This is a genomic window from Fibrisoma montanum (assembly GCF_003583365.1).
GTDB lineage: Bacteria > Bacteroidota > Bacteroidia > Cytophagales > Spirosomataceae > Fibrisoma > Fibrisoma montanum.
The window spans coordinates 970,567-997,048 of sequence record NZ_QXED01000001.1; the positions used below are offsets into that span (position 1 = coordinate 970,567).

The 26,482-nt window shown below is 50.7% G+C and carries 19 protein-coding genes and 2 tRNA genes; 12 read left to right on the plus strand and 9 right to left on the minus strand.

What is annotated here, in order from left to right; all coding sequences use genetic code 11:
* Positions 1-5: 5 nt before the first annotated feature.
* The 8 genes from DYU11_RS04020 to DYU11_RS04055 all read left to right on the plus strand — a co-directional run bounded on the left by DYU11_RS04020 (position 6) and on the right by DYU11_RS04055 (position 12,665).
* Positions 6-1,784, plus strand: a complete 1,779-nt coding sequence (locus DYU11_RS04020) for a patatin-like phospholipase family protein (RefSeq protein WP_119666331.1) — start codon at positions 6-8, stop codon at positions 1,782-1,784.
* 105 nt (positions 1,785-1,889) lie between these two features.
* Complete coding sequence (locus tag DYU11_RS04025; RefSeq protein ID WP_119666332.1) at positions 1,890-3,182, plus strand: Ig-like domain-containing protein; 1,293 nt, start codon at positions 1,890-1,892, stop codon at positions 3,180-3,182.
* 102 nt (positions 3,183-3,284) lie between these two features.
* Positions 3,285-3,836, plus strand: a complete 552-nt coding sequence (locus DYU11_RS04030; protein ID WP_119666333.1) for an RNA polymerase sigma factor — start codon at positions 3,285-3,287, stop codon at positions 3,834-3,836.
* Positions 3,823-5,157 (plus strand): hypothetical protein, encoded by a 1,335-nt coding sequence (locus DYU11_RS04035; protein WP_119666334.1) that lies wholly within the window; start codon positions 3,823-3,825, stop codon positions 5,155-5,157. The genes DYU11_RS04030 and DYU11_RS04035 overlap by 14 nt, the downstream gene beginning before the upstream one ends.
* A 283-nt stretch (positions 5,158-5,440) precedes the next feature.
* The gene (locus tag DYU11_RS04040) at positions 5,441-6,013 is read left to right on the plus strand and encodes a hypothetical protein (RefSeq protein ID WP_119666335.1); all 573 of its coding nucleotides are present in this window, start codon (positions 5,441-5,443) and stop codon (positions 6,011-6,013) included.
* A 99-nt stretch (positions 6,014-6,112) separates the two neighbouring features.
* A complete protein-coding gene (locus tag DYU11_RS04045) occupies positions 6,113-7,591 on the plus strand; it encodes an ATP-binding cassette domain-containing protein (RefSeq protein ID WP_119666336.1) in 1,479 nt (492 codons plus the stop codon).
* A gap of 383 nt (positions 7,592-7,974) precedes the next feature.
* On the plus strand, positions 7,975-10,092 hold the full coding sequence (locus tag DYU11_RS04050) for a gliding motility-associated C-terminal domain-containing protein (RefSeq protein WP_229365687.1): 2,118 nt from the start codon (positions 7,975-7,977) through the stop codon (positions 10,090-10,092).
* Positions 10,093-10,181: 89 nt separating this feature from the next.
* Positions 10,182-12,665 carry an OmpA family protein gene (locus DYU11_RS04055; protein ID WP_119666338.1) on the plus strand — a complete coding sequence of 828 codons (2,484 nt, stop codon included), beginning with the start codon at positions 10,182-10,184 and terminating at the stop codon, positions 12,663-12,665.
* Between the two features lie 59 nt (positions 12,666-12,724).
* On the opposite strand, the gene DYU11_RS33155 is transcribed toward DYU11_RS04055, so the two are convergent.
* A complete protein-coding gene (locus DYU11_RS33155; protein WP_119666339.1) occupies positions 12,725-12,943 on the minus strand; it encodes a YodC family protein in 219 nt (72 codons plus the stop codon).
* Positions 12,944-13,387: 444 nt separating this feature from the next.
* Here DYU11_RS33155 and DYU11_RS04065 point away from each other — a divergent pair, with 444 nt between their 5' ends.
* Positions 13,388-13,738, plus strand: a complete 351-nt coding sequence (locus DYU11_RS04065; protein ID WP_147367880.1) for a hypothetical protein — start codon at positions 13,388-13,390, stop codon at positions 13,736-13,738.
* A gap of 178 nt (positions 13,739-13,916) precedes the next feature.
* Here the strand turns inward: DYU11_RS04065 and DYU11_RS04070 are convergent, their stop codons facing one another.
* The 7 genes from DYU11_RS04070 to DYU11_RS04100 all read right to left on the minus strand — a co-directional run bounded on the left by DYU11_RS04070 (position 13,917) and on the right by DYU11_RS04100 (position 19,088).
* On the minus strand, positions 13,917-14,663 hold the full coding sequence (locus DYU11_RS04070; RefSeq protein WP_147367881.1) for a hypothetical protein: 747 nt from the start codon (positions 14,661-14,663) through the stop codon (positions 13,917-13,919).
* On the minus strand, positions 14,611-15,123 hold the full coding sequence (locus DYU11_RS04075; RefSeq protein ID WP_147367882.1) for a hypothetical protein: 513 nt from the start codon (positions 15,121-15,123) through the stop codon (positions 14,611-14,613). The genes DYU11_RS04070 and DYU11_RS04075 overlap by 53 nt, the downstream gene beginning before the upstream one ends.
* A 1-nt stretch (position 15,124) precedes the next feature.
* A complete protein-coding gene (locus DYU11_RS04080; RefSeq protein ID WP_147367883.1) occupies positions 15,125-15,841 on the minus strand; it encodes a TIGR04255 family protein in 717 nt (238 codons plus the stop codon).
* Between the two features lie 1,264 nt (positions 15,842-17,105).
* A complete protein-coding gene (locus tag DYU11_RS04085; RefSeq protein ID WP_119666344.1) occupies positions 17,106-17,714 on the minus strand; it encodes a phage integrase SAM-like domain and Arm DNA-binding domain-containing protein in 609 nt (202 codons plus the stop codon).
* Between the two features lie 189 nt (positions 17,715-17,903).
* Positions 17,904-17,989: transfer RNA gene (locus tag DYU11_RS04090), tRNA-Leu, on the minus strand.
* Between the two features lie 54 nt (positions 17,990-18,043).
* Positions 18,044-18,116 (minus strand) — tRNA-Gly (locus DYU11_RS04095).
* Between the two features lie 108 nt (positions 18,117-18,224).
* Positions 18,225-19,088, minus strand: a complete 864-nt coding sequence (locus DYU11_RS04100) for a UbiA family prenyltransferase (RefSeq protein WP_119666345.1) — start codon at positions 19,086-19,088, stop codon at positions 18,225-18,227.
* 100 nt (positions 19,089-19,188) lie between these two features.
* On the opposite strand from DYU11_RS04100, the gene DYU11_RS04105 reads away from it, so the two are divergent.
* Positions 19,189-20,409 (plus strand): type III polyketide synthase, encoded by a 1,221-nt coding sequence (locus DYU11_RS04105; protein WP_119666346.1) that lies wholly within the window; start codon positions 19,189-19,191, stop codon positions 20,407-20,409.
* Here DYU11_RS04105 and DYU11_RS04110 read toward each other — a convergent pair.
* Positions 20,372-21,112 carry a glycosyltransferase family 2 protein gene (locus tag DYU11_RS04110; protein WP_009284790.1) on the minus strand — a complete coding sequence of 247 codons (741 nt, stop codon included), beginning with the start codon at positions 21,110-21,112 and terminating at the stop codon, positions 20,372-20,374. The genes DYU11_RS04105 and DYU11_RS04110 overlap by 38 nt on opposite strands.
* Before the next feature lie 145 nt (positions 21,113-21,257).
* On the opposite strand from DYU11_RS04110, the gene DYU11_RS04115 reads away from it, so the two are divergent.
* Positions 21,258-22,337 (plus strand): TerC/Alx family metal homeostasis membrane protein, encoded by a 1,080-nt coding sequence (locus DYU11_RS04115; RefSeq protein WP_119666347.1) that lies wholly within the window; start codon positions 21,258-21,260, stop codon positions 22,335-22,337.
* Positions 22,338-22,427: 90 nt separating this feature from the next.
* On the plus strand, positions 22,428-26,366 hold the full coding sequence (locus DYU11_RS04120; RefSeq protein ID WP_119666348.1) for an AAA domain-containing protein: 3,939 nt from the start codon (positions 22,428-22,430) through the stop codon (positions 26,364-26,366).
* Positions 26,367-26,482 lie beyond the last annotated feature (116 nt).

Here is a 26,482-nt window from a genome sequence, read left to right on the forward strand (position 1 = left end):
TATCAATGACCACACCAGTCACGCCTGCCAATCAGGAGCCGGAACCAACACCAAAGGTAGTTCCCTCAGACGGCATCCAGTCGGATACTGATTTCGACCGCATTGCACTGGCCTTATCGGGGGGCGGCTTCCGGGCTGCCGCTTACCACCTCGGCACCCTCAGAGCCCTGAATACGCTTGGCCTGCTCGATAATGTTCGGATGATTTCGACCGTATCGGGCGGAACGATCGTGGGCGCCTACTACGCGCTGAAACGCAAACAGGGCGTTCCGTTCGATACGATTTACGAATCGTTTTACGCCATTCTGTACGACGATACGCTCCTGCGGAAAGCGCTGCAGCAGTGGGAGAAAACGCTGGCCGGCAGCAGTTCGCCTAACTACAAGCTGATCCGGGCGTTCGCCGACGTATACGACAGCGATTTGTTTGACGGCGCTACGTTCGGGGAGTTCTGGAATGAATCCGATCTGGACAGCTTCCCGCTGCAAACGGTGGTGTTCAACGCCACCGAGCTGTATTCAGGACTTGCGTTCCGGTTTCAGCACGCATCGGGCATTGATGACGGCTACCTGATCGGCAATCGAAACGTTTTCGTCCAACCCAACGACGCCCGGCAGCTCCGGCTGGCCGACATCGTGGCGGCTTCGTCCTGCTTCCCGGGTGGCTTCGAACCGCTGGTAATGCCGGATGATTTTCCGCGCCAGCCCGGCGAAATGCTGTTCTACGACTACGATAACGGGCGGTTACCCATCGACCGGCTGGCTTTGCTCGATGGTGGCGTCTACGACAACCAGGGTACCGAGAGCCTGCTGATCGCCAGCGACCGCAACGCCAGTTACTGCGAAAAGAACGATATTAAGCCCGGTGATCCGATCTACGATAAAATCGGCCCCATGTCGCTGCTGCTGATTTCCGACGTATCGAGCGCCGGGGTTAATCTGTACAAGGCTCCTGAACCCGGCCCCAGCGCCGGTGAGGGCGACCGATTGGAATCGTTGCCCGGTAAGGTCGATAACTGGTTCCGCTGGGCGGTGGGTGTGGCGGGTGTGGCGCTGGGCTATTACCTCCTGCACCTGTTTGTTCTGCGTTATCCGCCCTTTGAAGGGTTCCTGCTCGGGATGCTGGCCGGCGGAGCGCTAACGGTCGGGTTTGGTCTGCAATGGGCCGTACGCTGGGCCATCGGTAAACTGAACGAAACGGGCAAACCCTTCGATCCCATCTATGGCCAGGCTACGTTGCCCATTCGCAAACTGTCGATCAAGCAGATCGTCTATCTGCTGACCATCCGGTTAACGAGCGTTATGACCTTGCTCGACACCATCTTTCTGCGCCGGATCCGGAGCCAGGGATATGCCGCTGCCGCAGCCGGTCGGGAATATAAACGTCTGTCGAGCGTGCTGGATCGGCTGATTCGGGCCGAGAATGATCGGGACACACCCAAGCAGTGGAAAAAGGAACTCCGTACGATCCAGCCGGTGATTGAACAGGCCCGCTCGATGGGTACTACGTTGTGGTGGCTGAATGACAAATTCCGGCTCGATGCGATCATCGCCAGCGCCGAACTGACCCTGTGCTACCGGTTGCTGCGGCAGTTTGAAGAGCGCCCGCCCCAACCCGGGTCCCGCTCGGCCGACGTTCAGCAGCGAGCCAGGCAGCTTTGGGATGCCTATCAGCGCGATCCGGAATTTTTCAGGAATGTTGCCGTTGGCAATTCACCCAGTCGCTCTGCTGCCCCACAACCACCCCGAGATACCCCCGCGGCAAGTCCACCCAGTCAAGGGTAATCATCCCTGCGTTTTGTTTTACGTTGCTTCAACATGCTGCATGCAACCCTTTTACGATAGGGCGTGTCTATCCGGCCAGTAGCGGTCTGAAACATGCGCCCATTTATGCTATACCTCTATAAAAACACTCGCTTACTAACAAGTATACTTCTGACGGCCAGCATACTGGCCTGTGATCGAATTGGGCAGGAGGTCAGCCCCGGCGACGAGCCGAACACCGGGGTTGAATTTTACACGATGCCCACCCAGCAGGTCGCCATCGACCTGAAATCGTACGTTGATCTGACATCGGCCACTACGTTCAAAATCAGCAAAGCCCCCCAGCAGGGAGAAGCGTCGTTCAGCAAAGAGGGCGTACTGATTTACACGCCCAACGTTGATTTCGTCGATGGCTCCGATCAATTCCTCATTTCATCGGACAAAGCGGGCGCACCCGTTCGTCCCTTTACCATTAACGTAACGACCGACACGAGCCGGATTCCCTGCTACGCTGGTACGATCGCCGATGTTGTCCGGACGGCCGCCAACACGGCCGTGACCATCGAAGTGCTCAAAAACGATCGGTTCTGTACGGCTACGGTCAACACCAGTTCACTGGGCGTCCTGCGTGCGCCTAAAAATGGTACGGTAGCCATCGAGGGAGACAAGGTGGTTTATAAACCCAACGAGAACTTCAACGGCTACGACGACTTCTTTTACAAAATTACCGTTACGCTCAAAGATGGTCAGGTTCGTACGCTCCTCGCGCCGGTCAAGGTTGTGGTTGGCGACCCGTTCAAAGATTGCCAACTCAAGCTGAACGACGATCAGATAAGCTTCCGCCAGCGGTTGCTGAGTGATTCGCTGATTATGTTTCCGCTGCTGAACGATCAGTTGTGCAAAGCCAGTCGGCAGGTTCCTCTCACGATTACGCAAAAGCCGGCCAACGGAACCGCTTATCTGCTGACTCCAACGCGCTGGAGTGAGTTCGGCCAGCTAATCGTCTACAAGCCCAATCCGGGATACAATGGTGATGATGAACTAACGTATCAGCGCTGCGAAAACGGGGAATGTCTGCAGGCGGTCGTACGGATCAAGGTTAAATCGGCCGATCCGAACTGCAAGCTTACGGCCGTCAACGACGAACGGACCATTTCGCTGAGCCGCCCGGCCCTGGACGTAAAACGGGGCGTGGTCCTGCTGTCGGTGTTACTGAACGACCGTATCTGCGCTGGTATCAAAGACGTACGGATTAATAATAATCCCGGCAGTGTAAAGCTCGACGTACTCCGCGACGGCAGCATTCTGTACACCCTGGATCAGAACCCGAAACCGGGCGAAACCAAATTTTCATACGAAGTAACTGATGTACTCAATAATAAATCTTCCGCTGAAGTGAAGGTCGTGATTAAAGAGTAACTAGTTTGCAGTATATTACGCAGGGTTGGTCACGGGCAGGAGCGAACAGGCAAACGGCCGCAGTAGACAACCTGCTGCAAACGGCCGGTGGCCTACTCAACTATGACAGACCTCGATCTCCTGCGGGCGTGCCAACGCAATGACCCTCGAGCCCAGACGGCCCTGTACCATCGGTTCAGGGGGCGTTTGATGGGGTTGTGTCGGCGGTACGCCCGTAGCCGCCCGGAGGCCGAAGACATGTTTCAGGAAGGCTTTATCCGAATCTTTCAACAACTCCACACCATCGAACAACCCGACCGGCTGCTGCCGTGGATGAAGCGTGTGATGGTAAATACGGCCATCAACATCTACCACAAAAACCACCGGCTACTAGCCGAAACCGACTACGATGCCGCTCAGGATATGGGCACCGACGATCATCTCGACACGCTGGCCCGGCTGTCGGCCGATGAACTGGTTCTCCTGGTGCAGGACCTTCCCGATGGCTACCGCATGGTCTTCAACCTGCACGTGGTCGATGGATTCAACCACCCCGAGATTGCCCAGATGCTGGGCATTTCGGAGGGAACGTCAAAATCGCAGCTGGCCCGCGCCAGAGCGGCTTTAAAAGAAAAACTTAAAAAACTGGGTATCGTTCGCTATGAACACTCCTGAGGATGAGCAGGCCTGGGACGATCTGTTCCGACAGCGACTGGAACACTACGAAGCCGAGCCGGCGGCCGATGCGCTTGGCCGTATTCTGGCGGGCACTCCGAAACCCGTACGCATCAACCGACGTCGGGTTGCCGGCCGGGTTGCCGTGTCGCTTCTTCTGCTGATCGGTATGAGTTGGTGGGCTCTCAACCGCTGGCCAATGCTGCCGGAACAACCGGCTGCCGTCAAAACGTCGCCGGTTGGTACCGCCCGGAAATCGACTCTCCCTTCCGGTTCAGCGTCATCGCCAACGACGCCTGAGCGGTCGCCTTCATCTACCCTTGTCAATCCGGATCAGTCAGTAGCCGTCAATAAGCCGTCTGTCCGGGAGAGGGAAGCTACCTTCCCGACTAACAATACGTTTTCGTACCGGTCGCCCGGGAAGTCCCGACAGGCTCGTGTTGCCGGGTCGGTCAGGTATCGCCAACCGGCTACGTATCGTGGGCGTATCCGGCCGACCGATGCGACGTATCCTGATTGGGACGATTCATCTACCGACCTGGTTAATGTTTTAACCGAGGTAGCGTCGGTAGCTGAACCTGCGCCATTGACCATAGGCCGGCTTCAGCACCTGGGGTTGCGGTTACCACAAATGGCCCCTCCTGCCGCGCCGATCAGCGCTCAACAGACTCATCTGGCGACCTCACCGGCGGTTTCGCGCCGACGCCGGTCGAGTGTGTACGCGTCGGTAATGGCCCTGTACAGCTACCGTCGGATCAGCCCCAACACAAACGATGAGGTATACATCCGACAGATTCAGTCCAGCCGAACGTTTTCATCCGATCGCATCGGCTCCCGCATACAGATCGGGAAAGAGTGGCGGCTCAGCCAACGGATTGGCCTGCGGGCCGGCCTGACGTACGGTCAGTTGAGAACCTCGATGCGCTATCGGTTACGCACGCTCCCCACCGATTCGACTCAGGTAAACTGGGTGAACGACCAGACCGTCCGCCTTACGCCCATGGCCGACCGCCCGGTGGCTGTTGCCGGCCGGTATCATTACGTAGGCCTGAATACCGATCTGATTGTTTCGCTGGGCAGCGGACAGCTTTGGAGCCACTACCTAACCGCCGGTGCTACCGTAGGTGGATACGTAGCCCCAGTTCGACGACAGGGCGCGTTTCTTCAGGCGTCGTACGGCATTGAACGCCCCCTTACATCCGACCTCTGGCTCCGCATCGAACCATCCGTTCAGTACGGGTTGAACGCGGTAAGTGATCGTAGAAATCTTTGTAAAATAAGACCTTACACCTACGGCCTGACCATCAGTTTCAGAAAATAAGCATCTTTTTTTTGATTTTTTTCGCCGTACCAACCTCTTCGCAAAAGTAAAAACTATACCTTCTGACGTATAGTCTACTAAACAAGTATATATAATTGAAATTCAGCGATTTATAAAATATGAATAAATAAGCATAAAGCGCTTCAAAATACAAATTCTTCAGGCGAGAGATCCGTCGAGACCCATGAAGCTATAACCCTTCCGGCGAACAACCCGCACTTTTCCGGCGTTATAGGTTCGGTTATCAAGTTAAACGATAGACAATATTAAGTTCAACTCAACGATGAAAAAAGTAATGATTATGGGGTGCATGCTGGTAGCCGGTATGACCCTGAGTGCCAACGCACAGACAACAAACTCAACAGGTAGCAATACGGGCACAACGACAACAAGCCCAACGACAGGTACGTACCAGTCGCAGCCGACGACACAGCCTCAGCCGTCGACACCAGCAGGACAACCATCAACGACAACCGGTACGTATTCGAATCCATCGAACACGAACACGCCGACAGGTACGTATCAGACCCAGCCGCAAACGACTACTGGTTCAGGTACGTATTCAACCGGCACTACTGGTACGACAACGTATCCGAATTCACAGACGACATCCGGCTACGGAACCTCAGGTTCGACATCCGGCACTAGTTCAACTACGAACAATAGTTCGTATTCGACCGGAACGGGTACTATGCAGCAAGGATCAACGTCGGGCAGTCAGAATACCATGGGTACGTCTGAACAGACTATGGGTACTACCGACCAGACTACGAATCGCCAGATGGGGAACGACCGGAAGAATCGGAAGAATCGCCGGAACTCATCATCAACCATGCGTCGGGATTCGATCAAATAAACCCGGCATGATTATACCCAGCTAATGGGTAAGTACCGAGCGTGATATTGAGCCGGATGGCTAACTTTGATTTAAAGTTAGCCAACCGGCTTTTTTAGTATGGAGTTACAGCCACTGATTACAATTCAACAAGCTACTGTCTACCGAAGCCATACCCCTGTTCTGACCAATATTAACTGGACGCTCAGAACCGGTGAATGCTGGGCCGTTGTCGGGAACACGGGGGCTGGCAAAACCAGCTTTCTGCAGGCGCTCGCTGGTTTATTACCCATTCGGGTAGGCCAGGCGGTGTATCCGGCTCAGCAAGCTACTGGCCTGTCGCTGTACCAATGGCTCCGGCAGAACGTACTGTTCGTTTCCTTCAAAGAAGATTCCCGGCAATTCTCCTACACCGGCCACTTTTATCAGCAGCGCTACCACGCCACCATGGGCGACGACGCACCAACGGTACGTGATTTTCTGCAATGTCCGGACACGCCCGAAGCCCTGGCCCTCGTTCAGCGGCTCGGTCTCGAACCATTGCTGGATGTATCGCTGCTCAAACTGTCGAACGGACAGACTCGCAAAGCACGGATCGGTAAGGCGTTTTTGCAGCAACCCTCTGTCCTGCTGATCGATAATCCATTTGTAGGCCTGGATGCAAGCTTTCGGCAGGATCTGTCCGATTGGCTGGGCGAACTGGTCAGCCATGGCCTAAGCCTGGTATTAGTTGCCGAGCCCGACAAAGTACCGTCCTTTGTCACCCACGTAGCCTGGCTGGATCAGGGACAACTCCGCTGGGCTGGCCCCTGCCGTGAATTCAGCCTAACGCCATCCGTTCCGTCCACAGAAAAACCGCAACCGCCGACGATAGGCAGCTCCCCCGCCGATTTTACGGAAGCGTTCCGATTGCAGCATGTTACGGTTCGCTACGGAGAAACGTGTATCCTGAACAATCTGAGCTGGGAGGTCCGGGCCGGTGAAAAATGGGCGCTGCTCGGTGCGAACGGCGCGGGCAAATCGGTATTGCTGAGCTTGTTATACGGCGATCATCCACAGGCGTATGCCAACGACGTTCGGGTGTTTGGCCACCGGCGGGGGAATCGCTCCGGCGGTCGCAGCGAAAGTATCTGGGACGTAAAGCGTCGGATTGGTTTTATATCGCCCGAACTGCATCTGTATTTTCCCGGCCATCTGACCGCCCGGCAAGTAGCTCTTACGGGGCTCACCGACACGCTGGTAGTCCCCCGACCCGTATCCGAACAGGCCGAAGCAACACTCGTTAGCTTGTTTGACTACTTTGGCATAAACCATCTTCAGGATCAGGCATTCGGCACCTTATCAGCCGGCGAACAGCGCCTGACTTTACTGATCCGGGCATTCGTTAAGCGCCCTCCCCTGCTGCTGCTGGATGAGCCATTTCAGGCGCTGGACGAGCGCAGTATTCAATTGGCGAGACAATTGCTCGACGCCCTGCCTGTGTCTGCTACCCTGTTATTTGTTACGCACGATCGGCGGGAGCTTCCCGATTGTGTCAGTCGGGTTTTTCAACTTAGCCGTACCGGAGCCGCTTCTGCGGGCCTTATTCACCTGCTGTGAGAGTGGTCAAATTCCGGGATCAACTGATGAGAAACCGGCCGTAAACGGTGTCCTTTTACCTGAAAAGCAAGGGTTTATGAAAGTAACAATTGTTTTATCAATCGTAAATATTGAAAACTAACGAAGAAAGTAAAGGTGTATGGCGTTGGCATACTTTGTGCAGAGCGGACCCACGCTGTACACATCTTTCGTAAATGGTTGCCTAAGTGTACTGACCCCCATCAAAGCTAACATAAGATTGTCAAAAAGCCGTTGTTTCCTCAAAATTGGGTTGTTGGCATGATATTCGTCTGTTTTTACTCAATGTTCTGCACTATATGACGAGACGGTTACTGGATAGATTTGTACATGTATGTATGCGGATAATCGGACTACTACTAACTGTGTGTACAGTTACTGGTCTGTCTACGTCCGACGCGTTTGCGTATCCTTACACTGTACCGAGCCTGGAAGGTCAGATCGACACCTGCCGGGTTCCTGAGCCGCCTGTTATTACCGGGTCGGCCAGAGCGATCTGCCGCAACGAATCCGTTACGCTGACTGCCACCGGCTGCACCGGTACGGTTGTCTGGTCGAATGGAGAAACCGGCAACCAGATCACCGTTCAGCCGCAGCAGACAAGCCGTTTCACCGCCATCTGCCGCGCCCAGGCCGGCTGCATCAGTTGCTTTGCCGACGTCTGGAAAATAGAGGTTAAAACCCCGCAGGCTCCCGTAGTTGTGGCTACGTCTTCATTGCTTTGTCCCGGCGACAGCGTTACGCTGACAGCTAAAAACTGCGCTGGAACCGTACATTGGACCGATCAGGCAGTAGGATCGATCCGTACGGCTCAACCCGCTCAATCAACAGCATACCAGGCCCTTTGCGATCAACAAGGCTGTATCAGTACGCCCTCGTCTCCGGTTCTGGTGCAAATCGGCCAGCCAACTTCCCCGGTCATCAGCGCCGACCGCTCAGCTCTGTGCGCAGGTCAAAGCAGTCGGCTTACGGCATCTAACTGCACCGGTACGGTACGCTGGTCCGACGGCGGCATTGGCGTCGAACGTACCGTCACGCCTTATCAAACTGTGCAGTACCGGGCCGTGTGCCAGGTTGGTACGTGCCTGAGCGATAGTTCGCAGGCTTTAGCGATTACCGTTCGTTCATCAGACCAGACCCTTCAGATTGCTCATACCCTCACGAATGGCTGTCCGTTTCAGACGGCAGATCTGACGCGGGCGATTCAGGCCAATACGGGCACTGCGCTCCGCTATGAATTCCGTACCGATTCGATCCTGGACGCACCAATGGTGCAATCGCCGGGGGCCGTGCTGGCGGGTACGTATTACCTGACAGGACGCGACGCCAATGGCTGCTATACCCAACCAACCCGGGTAACAGTCACGATTACGCCCTGCGAACATGGCATTCCCCCCTGCCTCAGCAATCCGGCTTCGGTAGTTGCCCGCATCGATTCGGTAGACTGGGCCAAAGGCGTTGTGCGGCTAACCGGTCGGTTAGGGGGCTCGGCTACCCAGGCCAGCTGGCAAAGTGCCGGCAATGGCCTGTTCGCGACCAATGGCCTTGCCGCCCGTTATCTGCTTTCCGAAGCGGATTACCGGCGCGGAACCGTTGCCTTCACGCTGAATACACCTGACCCCGACAGCACTGGCCCCTGCGCGGGAGCTTCATCAACCATTACGGTGGCAGCACCTACACCAACCCGCGAAGTGATTGGTCTGAGCAAGCAGGTGGCCGACCCGGTCTGGCTGGCCGACGAAAGCGGCTCCTTTGTTGAGCTTACGTATCAGCTGACCGTAGAGAACCTTGGCGATCACACCCTACAACAGGTACAGATTTCCGACGATCTGGACGCGGCTTTTACGGCGGCAGGGGCTCTGATACGCTCAGCGAAAGTGCGGGCCGACGAAGGTCTGTACGTCAACGCGTCCTTTACCGGACGGGGGGCTGATACGACACTGCTCGTTTCCGCGAGTCAGTTACCCGCCGGGATGCGGAAACGTATCTGGCTGACCGTACGGCTCGATCCAGCTCAGGCCGATACATTGACATTCAGCAATACGGCCCTGGCACGGGCGGTCGATGTACACGGTAAACTACGTCAGGATCGCTCGACCAACGGAAACACCGTTGACCCCGACCTGAACGGCGATCCGGCCGACAATACCGAAGCCACCCTGGTAACGTTATCGGCCATCCGACCGCAGCAGGACACAACGATGTTCATTCCTGAGGGTTTTTCACCTAATGGCGATGGCATCAACGACCGGTTTGTGATCCAGCGGATACCACCGGGCCTGACCCTTCGCCTGGAAGTATTTAACCGCTGGGGGCACCTGGTGTACCGTAGCGACGATTACAAAAACGACTGGGACGGTACGCCGAACCAGGGCATCCGAACGAATGAACCCCGGCAGGGCTTACCCGACGGCACGTATTTCTACCGGGTCGTACGCAGCGACGGGCGGGAGTTTACTCGTTTTCTGACCCTGATGCGCTAAGCGTCGGGCTTATTTTGCAATGATTCGAAAGCTAATTCGTTTGCCGGATGGGTATCTGTGCGAACGGTACGTGTTGACGATTTACACCAATGAACCAATATTGGTTAAAGGGACTTTTAGGAGGGTTGCTGTGGATAAGCAGTCTGATGGCCTGGGCGCAGCAGGATTCGCTGCTCTATCAGGCCGAACGGCTGCTCAGTTGGAAAGCATACGGACGGGCCATTGACGCCTACTCGCAGATTCTGGACGAACAGCGTGATCAACTAACCCCGGCGCAGAAGGTAACGGCGCTGAGTAAGCTGGCCTATGCCTATCAGCAGGTTGGCGACAACCCGAAAGCCGAACGATTTTACCGCGAAGCGCTCAGCTCCGATGGGGCAACCGATCCGCAACTCACGCTCCGCTACGCCCAGACGCTGGCTGCCAACGGTAAATTCCAGGAGGCCCAGCATCAATACGAACGGTACCTTAGCCAGAAAGATAAACAGCCTGATCGGCGGGTACCGGCCCCGTCTGGACCCCAATCGGGCGTAACCCGTTTGGGTAGTGGCGGTGTACCCAGCCGCTACCGGCTGGAATACCTCGGACTGAATACAGCCAATGAAGAGTTCAGCCCGGCTTTCTACCGGGATGGCCTCGTATACGTAGCCGGCAAAAAAGGCAGCTCCGCCATTGAAACGTCGGGGAGCGGAGGTGGCACCGACTACCTTGATCTGATCTACGTACCTAATCGAAGCTCCTTAAAAGTTAGCGGCATTGTCAATCCGGACGGCAGCCTGAGCAAACCACCCGCCAATCGAACCAGCGCTGGCCAATCGAAGGACGGCCGTAGCCTGGGAGCAGACGCGTATACCCGCGCTACGCCCAATGATTCGCGTACGGTACCCGGCTTCGAACTGGGCATCAACATCGCCGAAGGTCTTGGTTATGATGCCCGCCCCACGAGCGCAGCCCAACGCTTTACCCGGTCGATCAATACGCGCTACCACGAAGGCCCGGTGACGTTTTCGCGGGATGGGTCACGTATTATCTTCACGCGAAACAACTACAATGACGGCAAAGCTGGCAAAAGCACGGAGGGCGTCAATAAGCTTAAGCTGTTTACGGCCACGCAGATAAACGGGGCATGGGTAAACGTAGAAGAACTCCCCTTCAACAGCAACGAATACTCCGTTGGGCATCCAAGCCTGGGCCGCGACCGTACCGGCGAACCCGACCAGCTCCTTTACTTTGCCTCGGACATGCCGGGAGGCTTTGGCGGAACAGATATCTACGTGAGCCGCTACGTCAACGGGCGCTGGTCGCAGCCTGTTAACTTGGGCAAAGACATCAATACCAAAGGCAATGAGTTGTTCCCTTTCGCCGATGATGCCGGCAATCTCTACTTTTCGACCGATGGGATGAAGGGACTGGGCAAGCTGGACATCTTTTACGCGGTACTGTCCAACGGCCAGACGGTGCAGCGTATCGAACACCTTGATGCCCCCATAAACTCCGCCGAAGATGATTTTGGTATTATTACCGACCCTGGTCGTCGCGCCGGTTATTTCAGCAGCAACCGTCGCGCCGGAAACGACGATATCTACCGCTTTGTCCGCGAGGCTGCTCAATACACTTGCCGGGATCTGACTCTTCGGCTCTACGACGTTGAAACGGATCAGCCGCTGGACAGCGTTACGGTGCAGGTGAAAGGACGTCTGGAAGGGCGGGATGAACAACTGCTCACCACCGACCGAAACGGCCTGATTCGGATGTGTCTGGAAGGCGACAACGATTTCATTTTCCAGGCCAGCCGCGACGGATACGTCAACAGTACGGTAGGCTTCACGACCCGCTCCCTGACGGATGATCAGCCAACGCGGCTGGAGATGGGCATGTTCAAGCCGACCATCGTCATGGATACTGTAGCCGCCGAAGACGTCGACGCCGGCTCACTTACCAGCTCACGCATTCGTGGCGTCGTTGTCAGCGAGATTACCCGCCGACCGATTGAGGGCGTAACGGTCCGCCTGCGTAACGAATGCGACCGCACTCAGCGCGAGTACGTAACGGGGGCCGATGGCCGGTACTTCTTCGACCTGATCGAAGGGTGCGATTATACACTGATTGCGTCTAAGCCGGCTTTTGGCACGAACACCAACCGGATCAAACGCCTACCCAGAAAAGCCAAGCCGAAGCTTTTATCAGCCGATCTGCGGATGCTGAGCGTCGGCGACGTTGTTACGATAGACAACATTTATTACGACCTGGATCGTTTCAGCATCCGCACCGACGCATCCCGCGAGCTGGAGCGGCTGGTAGCGACCATGCGCAAGTACCCCTCGCTGGTGATTGAGATCCGATCTCATACCGACAGTCGGGGCGAAGCGGCTTATAACAAAGCCTTATCGACTCAGCGGGCTAAAGCCGTTGTTGATTACCTGGCGTCAAAAGGCATCAGTCGCCGGCGGATGACGGCTACGGGCATGGGCGAAACCATGCTGGTCAATAACTGCACCGACGGAATCATCTGCACAGAAGAAGAGCACCAGCGCAACCGCCGTACCGAATTCAGAGTACTGGCGATAAAGTAAGAAACAGCTATTCGATGGAGTGAAAAAGCAAAGGACTGCCCGCGGGCAGTCCTTTGCTTTCAGTGAACCCTTGACAGTTGGTTAAGGGTAAATATGGCCTTTAAGCGCCGGCCTTGTTCATCGGTCCACTCACAGATGGGTTGCGAATGATCCTCCGGCAAATCTTCTATGGCCTGATCTTTAGTTCTCAGCGCAGTCAACCGGTCAAAACCAACAACGGTCATGACCCGGCTATCGGAAGTAAGCATCACGGGGTCTCCAATCTTTAACTTTTCCATAGTGTGTTTTTGAATTGAGTGTACGCGGGAAAAAGCTTACCGAGCCGGCAAAAATAGAACTAATATAATTGCCTACATTATCTAAGGATTAAAATGAGCTTACTACGTATCGTATGAGCTGACGTTTATAGCGAAGTACACGATTGATTGAAACGGACCGGAGGAGTAGAAAGCAAAAAAGCCACTGATTATCAGTGGCTTTTTATTTAGAGAGGTACCGGGAACGGGTACAAAACTAAGGCTTTAAGATGCTCTAAATCAGAATATTATGATTAAAAAGTAACAAATAGGCAACAAAATAGACTTTGTTGCAAAATTGACGAATAGGCAATAACTTTAAGGAGCTTGACAATCGCAAAATACATATGCTTTGACACAAAGCATAAAGCCTTTAATTTCCTTTGTAAGCGAGGTATAATTTTTGCATTATTACTTTTACTTAATATGAGAACGCCATTGAAAGAGCTTCAGGAAGCAGCATACAATAGAACTCCAATGTTTAAGAATACACATTTATTGACAGTTGTTAAGCCAGTTGATGAACAAGCCAGTTTAACCGCCATATTTTTTCCGATTCATAAAGATTATCCGCTTGAAAATTTAGTAGCACATCTACATGTGAAAACAAATGATTATGGTAGTCCATCAGCAGTTTACATTGTAAAAATTGATCTAAATGAGGTTTCGGATAAAAATAGAGGTTACACATTTACAGCTCATGTCTCCTTTGATGAAATACTTAAATACTTTATTGAAGCTGAGTTTGTTATAAATGACACGGTAAAGCTTATATAAATGCTATTTGTTAGCAAATTCTCAGATTTAACCTTGGCGAATCACCCACTAACAACCTCATATTTAACAGGTCTTCTTATATAATTGTAAAGCAGGGTAACAACTATTGCTATTTATTTCAGCTTCTATATACAAATATTTTTATGGTACATTGCCAATTTTCTGACATATAAATTATCTATACTTTTAAGTACTCATCTTTTGCAATCTGGTAGCCACTTGCTAAGCTTATATCTGAAAACCCTGCAACGCAAATAACTTCTCGTAGCGCCGCCTTTGCCAAATCCTTACCCCAAGCACTTTGGACAGATTTCCTTGGTATTTGTATATTGTCTTTATCATTAAATCTAACCTCTATATGCCAATAATTAGCTAATGTTGGATCATGTGCTACAAAAGTACGAGCCTCAACATCTATTAGTGTGTTTTTCCCCTGTTTAGATAGGTCTATATCCAAGTGTTTTATCAAACTTTCTTGAACTTGATTTTTAGGTTTTCTGTAAGGAAAAGTTTTATCATTTATACTGCTATACCAAAAGAAAATGGGCATTGAACTAGGGAGGATTTCTATAAATTTATAAATCTTATAGATAGAACTTTTTTGACCAGTCCATCTTTTCGCTGCCTCATTCTTTGGGTTGAACTTTATATCCTTAATCCTAAACTTTCCACCTAACAAGTTAAGTGACATATCTAAAACTTCTTTCTCATGAAATGCATCTTCTCTTAGAAGGCCCAATTCATCAAAGATCTCATTGTAAGGCTTATCTGACCTCCTGACTAACAAGATATTACTCTTAACTAGACTTAAGTCGATTTTATCCTTAAATCTATTTGAGGGTATTAAAGCTTTAGGATACCTTTCTTCCTTTTTAAGAAATAGATGGTAATGCAAGAAAGTTGTTAAATCCTTTAACCAATTCATGAACATTTTTACAATCGCTCACTACAAGTTCCCTGTTAAAAAATATGCTAAAAATAACTTGATCTGCATTCAACTCGTTATCTTTAAGCGGCTTACTGATGATTAATAGCTTTTCTTCGTCAATAAGTAGTTTAAATTTTAATGTAGCATTTGGAGTGATTTCCACTGCTACTTTTTCAAACTCAATAGGGACAATCGCAATAATTAAATCGTGGACAAGCTTACTTAGATCTTTATCAACATCCTTTGTATATTTTGGGTATCGACTAAGCTCTAATTTGACTTTGTCTTTTAAAAACTTAACTCTAGGGTCTACCAAGGTCAATGAGGAGACTTTTGTCATGTTTCCATTAATTGACGGAATGAATGACCTTCTTGTAGCAGATATAGTATGGGTACTATCCGCAGATATATTACAGCTTAAGGAAGGTCTTTGACTTCTTGTTGCACAAGCTTCCATGTTAGTACTTAATGGTTAGAGAGTCCAAAAATCCTTTATTTAATATTGAAATAAAAAGTAACTTTTCTTCATGGTGCAAAAAGTCAATCAATTTATATAGTTCATCGCTAGTGAAATCTGGTAAGCTATTAATCGTAGATATATCTAAGTCAATAACGCAACCTTCTTTTAATTCAGTTTCAGGCATTAATTCTATTTTATTTCCAATTTGAATTTGATAATCAATATCATTTCTGGAATAAATAAACTTGCCATAAAAGTTAGGATTTTCAATATGACCTAGCTCATCTTCTACCATCAGAAAAGGTTTTTTTAAAACCTTCTGGATAGCAGACATGTCCGATTTCTCAAAGAAGCTTACATATCTAAGGCCTACTCGTTCCAAGAATAAATTCTCTTTTACATCCTTAATTACATCGATTGCTCTTGATATAAATGCAAAATAGTTGCTCCATAAATGGTAGCTTTTTACATTCTCGAAAATAATTGATCTCTCCTCAAGCAATATCATAAATTGCTCGTTTTGTAAAATTATCCTCTTTCCTTCAGCCCCCCCCTCAGCCATATCAAAAGTCTCCTGTCGTAACTCCAATGAAGAATTTTTCCAGTAAGCCAATACTTCATTGAGATAGTTATCTGAGAATCCTTTCTTAAATCTTAGCTCCACAGTGGAGCTAAGAATTGGATTAGGAATTATTTCTTTAGGTAGACGCTCCAATTTAACAACAGCTATAAGTGGATTGCCAACATATATCTGTCCTCATTCTTTAGAACATGCTATATGTCCACAAACCTACTAGATACAAAACAAGCTACATCCTATTTACAAAGACAATGAACAACTGGTAAAAAAAGTGATTCAATGGTCTCAAATTATGCATTTTATAGAAAAAGTGCAAAAAATGCCTTACCTTAAAAGGGTGTAAACAAAGTTATGGGGTAAAGAAACACAAAATTTGAACTTGCCTATAAAAATTTATAAAAATTATGATTTTTTAAGGTTGTTAGCTTATGCCATACTTAGTTGATGTAAACTTTGATAGATTACTAAATAAGTCTATAATTTTAGTGTAACAATACAACAGGCATAACCGCTTCATTTCCAGTTACTTATGCATTGAAAAGTGTGTCTGACGATTTTTTGATAGCATTGACTAAATCTCAGTGCGGTAAGGTAACATTCACTACTAGGTATTGCAATTGTCCTACTGTTGGTGTTCTATGGCTTCTTATGCTCAAACCAATTTAATATGGCTCATATCACAGCTGAGCAGTTACAGCATCCTTTTTTAACTCCGGTTATAGGTTAATCTTCACAACAACTGATCCATATGCTAATTCTGTCCTAGCGGATGTTATGTCAAGCCACCGCCCCATAATCGAATAAGTTAGGGAATCGTTATTATAAATTTTTAGGCCATAACCCCATAATGCGATACAATTAATTTATGTATAAATCATTGAATATTAATCGAATAGAACTTATATGAAAGTAAGGGTACCCCCCCACCAATTTTGACAATGCACACGCGGGGTTATGCTAACGGTCGGGAAAAGAATTTACGCCAAAGAATTTGATCACCCTCCCCTATGTTCAGTTGATAGGTATTCAATGGCCATTCATTGATCTTCACGGCCTATTCATGGGACTTCCTCAGCGAATAAAAACCGCCTTTAAAATTTGTAAGGTAACTTTTCAGGCCGGGTGTATCCCCCCTTTCAAGATTTTGCACACAGATACACAAAACAGGTCTAACGGTCGGAATTAGATTGGACTGAAGAATTGGCTATACCCTCCCCTCCCAATTTTGACACACATTTATTTTGGGTGGCTTAGCGGTAGTGAAACTTAGAATTGCCAACGATTAACAATGCCCCTACGCACGTTCTGACCGTGAAAAAACCTTCAGCGTGTTTCATTTTCTGGCTGATGGCTAAGCGCGTGGCTAAGGGCTTTTATGATTTGCACCGGCTACGCGCTTTTACAACTGAACCTCTTCAACGCTCAGAACGTCTTTCTGTAGCGTCTTATCCGCCCGTTTGTTCGTAACCTCCTCAGCCGGGTTAGTGGCTATCAACTTATCCCGAACAGCTTGTTTTAATACCTTCTTGAACCGCGCAAAGTAATCATAAGGCGTTTCCCCGCTCAGGTTCTCGTGATCGTCCAACCAGCTTCTAAAATCAAAGCACAATGATTCGGTTACAGATTTTAACGATACGTATCCGTTCGTAACTATGTCTCGACTACCAGCAAACTCAGTGAAGTAGCGCAAAGCCCCTTCAAACATTCGTACATCTTTCTTGGTGTAGCTTTTGATGTACTGCTGAAAGAAGTTAAGAAAGTTAACTTTTGACCGATATGCAGGAGCCTCCCCGTTCTGAGCCGCACCAATGGCTAATTCACGTTTAGCCCGTATAGTTTCAGCGGTCTTTTGAGTTTCCTTGTTGTGCTGCTTCTCTAATTCGTCTTTTGGCCGTTTGTAGAGGTAAAGTTTAAGAAACTCGTACTTACGCCCCTCCTCAGTATAGATGTCAAGGTAAAGGCTGTGTTTTCCGTTACTGAGTAATTTCTTCCTGAGTGCTACTGCCATTTGCGGATAGTTAGCGTTTGTTTGCCATTGCTAATATAAGCAATACCCAACAAAATCGGGTAACAAATGAGTAACAAAGTAACGCTAACCAACCTCTAAGCAAGAGAAAAACAAAGACTTTAAAACACAAAAGCCACTGGTTATCAGTGGCTTTTACTTTCTCTTGTTTGCTCATTTTAGAGCGTTTTGTACCGGGAACGGGAATCGAACCCGTACGGGCTTTACGGCCCACAGGATTTTAAGTCCTGCGCGTCTACCTATTCCGCCATCCCGGCGCGGAGGTCCGCTACCTACAAAAAAAGCACCGACGGGCGGTGCCTTTTTTGTCGAGCGAAAGACGGGGTTCGAACCCGCGACCTCGACCTTGGCAAGGTCGCGCTCTACCAGCTGAGCTACTTTCGCGTTTTGGTTTCGCCTTCGGTGGCGAATTGTGGATGCAAAATTAATGCTTTACGGTCGTTTGTCAAGAGGTTTTTGCAAAAAAATTCAGATCTCAGCTGAACGGCTTGTTTATGAACGGCTTAAAAACAGCAGGGTCAGAAAGAATCCGTTCAGCCCTATACCGGCCAGTGTCACCATCCGCATCGTCGACCGGAAATCGGCCCGGCTGCTGTCCTGATGAACATGCCTGTACCAAATTAAGAAGAAGACCATGGCAGGCAGTAAGAATCCCAGCAACCAGTAGAAGGGCTGCTGTCCCCAAAAATACACATAAAACCCGGCGATAGAACAGGTAAATACCGCTAGCGCACAAACGAAGGTTCCACGAACCCCCAGCAGCCGGCTCAGGGTTAAATCGCCCCGGCGGGCATCTTCAGCGTGCTGATAAACCTGGGTGATCGGGTAAATGGCTAATACATTCAGGGTGCACAGCAAGGCAGCCAGCAGGATTCTGGGCTGTTCAAGCGCTACCAATGGCAGGTCATTGATGGCCTGGAAGGTCATCAGATACGTAAACGCGCCCTGAAACAAACCTACCACCAGCCAACTGACGACCGGGTAGCGTTTCAGCCGGATTTTATCGTGACTATACGCTTTCGAGATCAGGCCGTAGATTAACAGATACAGGACAAATGGGGGGCCAGCAAACCACCCTAACAGCAGCGCGAACAAATCCAGTCCCCAGGCGACGTACAACAGGGTTCGGTCAACAGGCGGGGGCGTTTCCAGCACACCGATACTCTCTTCGTCTTTGTCGTAATAACTGTTGTAGGCATTACTGGCCGGGTATAGTAAGAGATGAATGATTAGTACTACCAATACGGCCCGCCCGGAATCTGGTTGTGGCGATTGACTGAGTGCGAACCAGAATACGGGCAGCAGAAAGAACGAAAAGGGCACCCGTAGGTGCAACCACACGGCTCGGGCGTTCATACGAAAGGATAGGATAGCACGCAGACAATTTACACAACTTTCGTATTAAACAGTTGTTATACCTTTCATATAGCAGTACTAATGATCAATTAACCCAGAGATGAGACAGACGAATAGTTATATCAACGGCTTTGGTACAGCCGTGCCGGACCATATTGTCTCGCAGCAACAGGCTATCGATTTTATGACCGAAGCCCTGCAGTTTGACGAGCGCGACCGCCGGCGCCTGTCGGCTCTGTACCGGCAGACGCGCATTGATCAGCGCCATTCCGTACTCCCCGATTTTAACCGGCAATCCGGCGAGTTTGCGTTCTTTCCCAATACGCCCGGTATGGAGCCGTTTCCGACCGTGAGCCAGCGCATGGGCGTATATCGGCAGGAAGCGGTGCCACTGGCGATGCGGGCAATCGAACACTGCCTCAACGACCGGCAGCAGGGGGATGACAGCGACCCCTTCGATCGGCAGCAGATTACCCATCTGATCACAGTTAGCTGCACGGGCCTGTACGCCCCCGGCCCCGACATTGAACTGATCGAAGCCCTTGGCTTGCCTACAACTACCCAACGTCTGGCCATCAATTTCATGGGCTGCTACGGGGCGTTTAATGGCCTGAAAGCAGCCGATGCCATCGTGCGCGCCGATCCGGATGCTAAAGTGCTAGTCGTCTGTGTGGAATTATGTACGATCCATTTCCAGAAGAAAACCGAAGTCGACCACCTGTTGTCGAACGCTCTGTTTGCCGACGGGGCCGCGGCCGTGCTTGTCGAAGGGCAGCCTCGCTCCGAAAAATCGCTGCTGCTCCGGTCATTTTACTGTGATCTGCTTCCCGAGGGCAAAGCCGAAATGGCCTGGCACGTAAGCGATTTTGGCTTTGAAATGACGTTGACGTCGGAGGTTCCGGCTTATATTGAGAAAGGCATTTGCCAGCTTATGGATCAGTTGCTGGAACGCAGCGACCTGACGATAGACGACATCGGCGGGTTTGCGCTCCACCCGGGCGGTCGTAAAATTCTGGAAGTTATCGAACGTCAGCTGGGCATGACAGCCCACGATAATCGGCATGCCTATACCGTGCTGCGTCAGTTTGGCAATATGTCGTCGGCCACGGTTCTGTTCGTGCTGCACGAAATCTGGCAGGAGCTGGGTACCGACAGCGGTCTGACCGCCTTGGGCGAAGCGGTCATTCCCGATCATAAGCCTCACATTCTGAGCTGTGCATTCGGGCCCGGCCTGACCCTGGAGTCCATGATTCTGGACGTAGTACTGCCCGAGCCGGAGCTGGTCAGCGTAAGATCTTCCAGCGCATCAGCCCGAGCTTAGTGAGCATATAAAACAGCGACGTTTTCAGAACGCCCAGCCCATAGATTGAGCTTCGTCGGAAATTGATCGACGATGCCTCTTCGAAGTATTTGGTTGGACACGTCACTTCGGCTATTTCATAGCCTTTATAGAAAATCTGGGCGATCATTTCATTATCAAAAATGAAATCATCGGAGTTATGCGTAAAATCCAGACTGCGGAGTACCTCACCCGAAAACGCCCGGTAGCCGGTGTGGTACTCCGATAGCTTCTGGTTCATCAACAGGTTTTGCGTGAAAGTCAGAAACCGGTTGGCAACGTACTTATACAACGGCATTCCCCCTTTCAGAGCCCCTTTCCCCAAAATTCGCGACGCAAACACAACCGGGTACAGATCATTGCCAATAATGGAAATCATGGCTGTCAGCAGCAGTGGCGTATATTGATAATCAGGGTGGAGCATGATCACAATGTCGGCCCCTAGTTCAAGCGCTTTGGCATAGCAGGTTTTCTGATTGCCTCCGTACCCTTTGTTACGGTCGTGACGAATGACATGCCGGATTCCCAGCTGGCGGGCTACCTCTACGGTGTTGTCAGGACTGGCGTCGTCGACCAGGATAACATCATCAACAATATCAAACGGAATTTCTCGATAGGTACGTTCCAACGTTAAGGCTGCCCGGTAGGCGGGCATAACCACAACCACTTTTTTACCATTAAACATAAGCCAAAACTACGGGGTCTGTTTCACTATGACAATATTTTTGAGTGTATAGCCCACCCATTTCCCAATTTGGAACGTAGTTTTACAACCGTTGTTAACTTTTATGGAACGGATACGTTATTTTTTTGTCCGTCTTATGTAGATCATGCTCTCAAGCGAAACTATATTTTTTCTGGCTTTTGCAGCCTTCGTACTGGTGGTAATGGCCCTGGATCTGGGCGTTTTTTCCAAACAGAAAAGCCACGTTGTACATTTTAAGGAGGCCGCTACCTGGAGTGCTATCTGGGTGGGTTTGTCTATTGCGTTCTACTTTTTCCTGAAAAACTACGGGTATCTGGTACACGGCGTTACCGACTTTGCCCATCTTCAGGAAATACAGAATCTGTACGCCGATCATGTCCAGCTTGTTCAGGGTGACTTTCAGGCCAGCCTTCAGCGATTTCAGAACAACATGGCTCTTGAGTACATCACAGGCTATCTGGTCGAATACTCGCTGTCGGCGGATAATATCTTCGTGTTTATCCTGATTTTTACGTCGTTTGGCGTGCGTGAGCGGTACTACAAAAAGATTCTGGTCTGGGGAATTCTGGGGGCTATCGTACTGCGTTTTGTCTTCATTTTCGTGGGGTCGGCTCTGCTGCAGCGGTTCGAGTGGATCATGTTTCTTTTTGGTGCGTTTCTGGTTTATACGGGTTTGCGGTTGTTCTTCCAGAAGGAAGAAGATGAGAAAATTGAACCCAGCAGCCACCCCGTTGTTCGGTTTGCCAGCCGCTATCTGAACGTTTACAAGCGAAACGTATCCGAAAATTTCTTTATCCGTCGGAAGTCAGACCGCAAGCTGTTCGTAACGCCCCTGTTCATTATCGTGATTGTAGTGGCATTTACGGACCTGATTTTTGCCGTCGACTCCATTCCGGCCATCTTCTCGATCACCAAAGACCCGTACATTGTCTTTTTCTCGAACGTATTTGCCATCATGGGACTACGGTCGATGTTCTTCTTCCTGTCGAGCATTATGAGCCAGTTCCGCTTCCTGAAAGTTGGTCTGGCCGTTCTCCTTACGTTTATCGGAGTGAAAATGCTGACGGACCATTACCTAGAAGAACTTGGCTTCCAGCCCGTCTATTCGCTGTACATCATCATCGCTATTCTGGCGACGAGTATTCTGGCCTCCTGGGCTATTCCGGAGAAGAAAAAAGAGAAAGAAGAAGGCGTTGAAGTCTGAGCGGTACGCTGACCGTCATAATACTGATTCCCCGGCTTGTTTTCGTAACAGTCCGGGGAATTACATGTATAGGCTAAACTCCGGTTCCGAATGCTCACTACCCGCGCACTGAAAACCTTCCGCCGACGACTTACCAACCTGAGCCGCCGTAATCGCTCGCTGATTCTGACCAGCCTGCCACTCGATCAGTTTCTGGACCTCCATGAAACTGATTTTCTGCTCAACAAACCCTCCTTTTCAATCATTGCAGACCTGATCGCCCGGAAATCTGCTATACCCCTATGCGACGTACTGGACGCTCGCCAGCAACGTAGCAACGAGGTAAGCCGCCGGCTCCGGCGTATTGACCGCACCGCACGATTTATTACTGAGGAGCGGGGCACAGAAGACTTGTTTGTGGGCTGGCCGTTTATACGGGGTAAGTTTCTGGATGGCTCTGTGGTTCATGCCCCTCTGCTGTTCTTTCCGGTTCAACTGGAGCAGGCTGGTAAACACTGGCGACTGCTACGCCGGGGCGATGAGCCGGCCTTTCTGAACCCGACTCTGGCGGTAGCCTACGGCCATTTCAATCAGGTTAAACTGCCGGACGAGGTAATTGATAAAGACCTGGCTGATTTCGACAAAGACTCGCTTGTATTCCGCACGCAGTTGTACGAGTGGCTGAAAACAACACCCCTGGAGTTAAATTTCAATCAGGAGGTATTTATCGATCAGCTCCGCTTTTATGACAAAGAGCCGGTAAAGGGCCTGGAGCAGCTTGAACGTACCGGCGAACTTAAACTTTACCCGGAAGCGGTACTAGGCATTTTTCCACAAGCGGGCTCCTTTCTCGTTCCCGACTACGATGAGCTGATCAAACGAACGGAACGTGATGCCAGCACAGGCGACGGTGAAACTGAAGAGCCGATTTATCTCGATTTTCCGGCATCGCCTACCAGTCCTTCTCTGCCTTTAAACGAGAATAAACTGTTCACCCCGCTCCCCATGGATGCGTCGCAGGAGGCCGCCATCCGGACTGTCCGGAGTGGTCAATCGCTGGTGGTTCAGGGCCCTCCCGGTACGGGAAAATCCCAGCTGATCGCCAACCTGATGGCCGATGCAGCCGCCCGGGGTAAACGGGTGCTGTTAGTTTGCCAGAAACGGGCCGCGCTCGATGTTGTTCATGAACGGCTGAGTCAGGTTGGCATGGCACCGTTTATGGCCCTGGTCCACGACTTTCAGGACGACCGGAAAGCGCTGTACGCCCAGATAGCTAATCAGATCGAACAGATCGACACCTACCGCCAGCTAAACAACAGTCTCAATGCCGTGTTGCTGGAGCGGGATTTCGACGCCGAAAGCCGTCGGATCGATGAAGCGGTTGCCGAATTACAGACGTTCAAGCAAGCTTTGTTTGATGCCACGGCCTGCGGTTTATCCCCTAAAGAACTGTATCTAACGAGCGACCCGAACAGCCCCTCCATACGGCTTGACGACCTCTATGCTCATTTTAAATTTACAGAATCAGATACGTTCGGCAGACGGCTTAGCAACTACGCAGCATACGCCGAACAGCTTGGCCCCGACCATCCCTGGGCCGATCGCATCAGCTTTGCTTCCTTCACCGCCGGCGATTTACCCAGAATCAGCCAGTTTGTATCGGAACTACCCGGTTTTGCGAAAGAGCAAGTAAGCCAATGGCGACGGGTATTCGGCGAACCACCCGGCTGGCTACCCCTCGTCGATTCTGGTAAACACCTCGACGAACTACGGTTTATCCGGCAGAAGCTGAGTGAGAAAAGCGTCTGGTCAATCTTGCACCGATTGGCAACAAATGAACTACCTACCAACGCTGCGGCCTTGTTTGAAACCGAAAAATCAGCCCTAAATGCAATAGCCGGGCAGGGTCTGTTAGATAGCCCCATTCCGCAGGAGCAGTCGGCAGCGTTTGGGCAGCGGCTACGGGATGGCCTACGGGCTCGGGCTTCTGTACTTCGCTGGCTGGTATACGGCGATAAAGATTTTTTACAAACCATCGCCCACCAGCACAATCTGACCGTTTCTCTGAGCGACCTGCGCGAGCTTGAACAACGTTTTGTAAACCGACTGTCGTGGGAACAGAAAATTCGACTCGTTGCCCGCCAGTTTGACTCTGCTTTTCAGATAGGCGATTCGCCCCACGAAACCCAACAGACATTTGACCAGCTCTATCAGGTGGTTTTGCTCGCTACCGATACGTGGACAAAACTGACTGCCCATTTTTCGTTTTTACTACCCTGGCTTTCGGCAACAACCAATCAAAGCGCGGCTATAGACGGCCTTCAACAAGCCATAGACTGGCTGCAGGCAGCAACCGTACGGTATAACAACTCGCTGACGTACCTTACTCAGACGCAGATAGAACGATTAATCTACTCCGCTGACGTGGCTGTTCAGGAACTGGTTCAGTCGCTACGTACTGATTTTGAGCTGCTGGTGGAGTCAGACCGCCTTCATGATACGTTTTCCGAACCTGAACGCGTGGTTATTGAGCGCCTTCAGTCCACGCAGCCACGCACATGGCTGGCTGTCTTTCAAAACGCCCTGCGGCTCGCCTGGCTGGAACACCTAGAGCAACTACATCCTGAATTGCGCAGTGTGTCGTCGTTGCGAATGCAACAAACAGAGCAGGCTTTACAGGAGAGTATCCGACAAAAGCAGGCCCTGAGCCGTGATATTTTGCTGATTCGGTTACGGGAGCAAACGTACCGCAATTTGACGTTCAACCGGCTCAATAACGTAGTGAGCTACCGTGATTTGCTGCATCAGACAACCAAGAAACGGAGCATCTGGCCCGTCAGAAAATTGCTGGAGCAGTTTGCTGATGAAGTCGTAAAACTGGTCCCGTGCTGGATGGCGTCGCCCGAATCGGTGTCAGCTATATTTCCGTTGCGCGCCGACCTGTTCGACCTCGTTATCTTCGACGAAGCCTCTCAATGCTTTGCAGAGAGCGGCATTCCGGCCATATTCCGGGGCAGACAGATCATTGTTACAGGCGATAATCAGCAGCTGCGCCCGAGCGATCTGTACCGAACCCGCCTTGAAGAAGATCCTGCCGATGAGTTGCCGGTATCGCTCGACGTAGAATCCCTGCTCGAATTAGCAGCTCAGCAATTGCCGCAGGTTTCGTTGACCGAACACTACCGGAGTCGCTCTCTGGACCTGATTACGTTTTCCAATCAGCATTTTTATAAAAACCGGCTGTCGTTGATTCCCCATTTCGACGATATAAACCGCTCCGACCCTGCCATACGCTACCTGAACGTCAACGGTATCTGGCAACAGCATACCAACCTCATTGAAGCCGAAGCCGTTGTCAGACTTATTGATCAGCTACAAACTGAACAGCCAGCCCTCTCAATTGGGGTCGTTACGTTCAACTACCCACAGCAGCAACTGATTCAGGATTTACTGGAAACAGGCCGCAACCCCTATCCACCGGTTCTGGTGAAGAATATAGAAAACGTTCAGGGTGATGAACGGGATGTAATCATATTTTCGGTGGGGTACGCGCCAAATGAACGCGGTCAGGTATCCATGCAGTTTGGCAGCCTGAATACCCGCGGAGGAGCCAACCGGTTAAATGTAGCCGTTACGCGGGCTCGGGAACGAATCTACCTCGTTACCAGCCTGTGGCCCGAACAATTGCACGTTGAAAACACGATCAACGAAGGTCCTTTACTTTTGAAGGCCTACCTGACCTACGCCCGCGAGGTTGCAGAAGGCCGGTTTCGCCCCCAGCCCCGTCTGTACGAAGGCTCACCAACTGGCTACTTCCTGAAAAATCAACTTGCTCAGACCAATCCGGACTGGCGACCGGAACTACCCTTTGCTGATTTAAGCGTACGCACAAACGAACGCTACGTATCGGTCATCCTCACCGACGATGATGCCTACTACCAGCAAGCCGTAAAAGAGTCTCATGCCTATCAGGCCTTTGGCCTACAGGCCAAAGGCTGGCCGTTCCGACGGATCTGGAGTCGGCAGCACTGGCAACACGCAACCACATAACAGATCATTTACCGCTAAATCAGATTTACAATAACCGTATACAATATGTTTACGGTCAGATTGATTTTAAAGTATTTTAGACAATACTAATACTATTAATAAATTTAAACCAACTA

What these genes read in the sequence shown, in the direction of transcription:
- DYU11_RS04055 (WP_119666338.1), top strand. Translation starts at nt 10,182, where the DNA reads ATGAACCAATATTGGTTAAAGGGACTTTTAGGAGGGTTGCTGTGGATA.
- DYU11_RS04040 (WP_119666335.1), top strand. Translation starts at nt 5,441, where the DNA reads ATGAAAAAAGTAATGATTATGGGGTGCATGCTGGTAGCCGGTATGACC.
- DYU11_RS04085 (WP_119666344.1), bottom strand. Translation starts at nt 17,714, where the DNA reads ATGGCAGTAGCACTCAGGAAGAAATTACTCAGTAACGGAAAACACAGC.
- DYU11_RS04070 (WP_147367881.1), bottom strand. Translation starts at nt 14,663, where the DNA reads ATGAATTGGTTAAAGGATTTAACAACTTTCTTGCATTACCATCTATTT.
- DYU11_RS04035 (WP_119666334.1), top strand. Translation starts at nt 3,823, where the DNA reads ATGAACACTCCTGAGGATGAGCAGGCCTGGGACGATCTGTTCCGACAG.
- DYU11_RS04025 (WP_119666332.1), top strand. Translation starts at nt 1,890, where the DNA reads ATGCTATACCTCTATAAAAACACTCGCTTACTAACAAGTATACTTCTG.
- DYU11_RS04100 (WP_119666345.1), bottom strand. Translation starts at nt 19,088, where the DNA reads ATGAACGCCCGAGCCGTGTGGTTGCACCTACGGGTGCCCTTTTCGTTC.
- DYU11_RS04030 (WP_119666333.1), top strand. Translation starts at nt 3,285, where the DNA reads ATGACAGACCTCGATCTCCTGCGGGCGTGCCAACGCAATGACCCTCGA.
- DYU11_RS04045 (WP_119666336.1), top strand. Translation starts at nt 6,113, where the DNA reads ATGGAGTTACAGCCACTGATTACAATTCAACAAGCTACTGTCTACCGA.
- DYU11_RS33155 (WP_119666339.1), bottom strand. Translation starts at nt 12,943, where the DNA reads ATGGAAAAGTTAAAGATTGGAGACCCCGTGATGCTTACTTCCGATAGC.
- DYU11_RS04105 (WP_119666346.1), top strand. Translation starts at nt 19,189, where the DNA reads ATGAGACAGACGAATAGTTATATCAACGGCTTTGGTACAGCCGTGCCG.
- DYU11_RS04115 (WP_119666347.1), top strand. Translation starts at nt 21,258, where the DNA reads ATGCTCTCAAGCGAAACTATATTTTTTCTGGCTTTTGCAGCCTTCGTA.
- DYU11_RS04110 (WP_009284790.1), bottom strand. Translation starts at nt 21,112, where the DNA reads ATGTTTAATGGTAAAAAAGTGGTTGTGGTTATGCCCGCCTACCGGGCA.
- DYU11_RS04075 (WP_147367882.1), bottom strand. Translation starts at nt 15,123, where the DNA reads ATGGAAGCTTGTGCAACAAGAAGTCAAAGACCTTCCTTAAGCTGTAAT.
- DYU11_RS04065 (WP_147367880.1), top strand. Translation starts at nt 13,388, where the DNA reads ATGAGAACGCCATTGAAAGAGCTTCAGGAAGCAGCATACAATAGAACT.
- DYU11_RS04020 (WP_119666331.1), top strand. Translation starts at nt 6, where the DNA reads ATGACCACACCAGTCACGCCTGCCAATCAGGAGCCGGAACCAACACCA.
- DYU11_RS04120 (WP_119666348.1), top strand. Translation starts at nt 22,428, where the DNA reads ATGCTCACTACCCGCGCACTGAAAACCTTCCGCCGACGACTTACCAAC.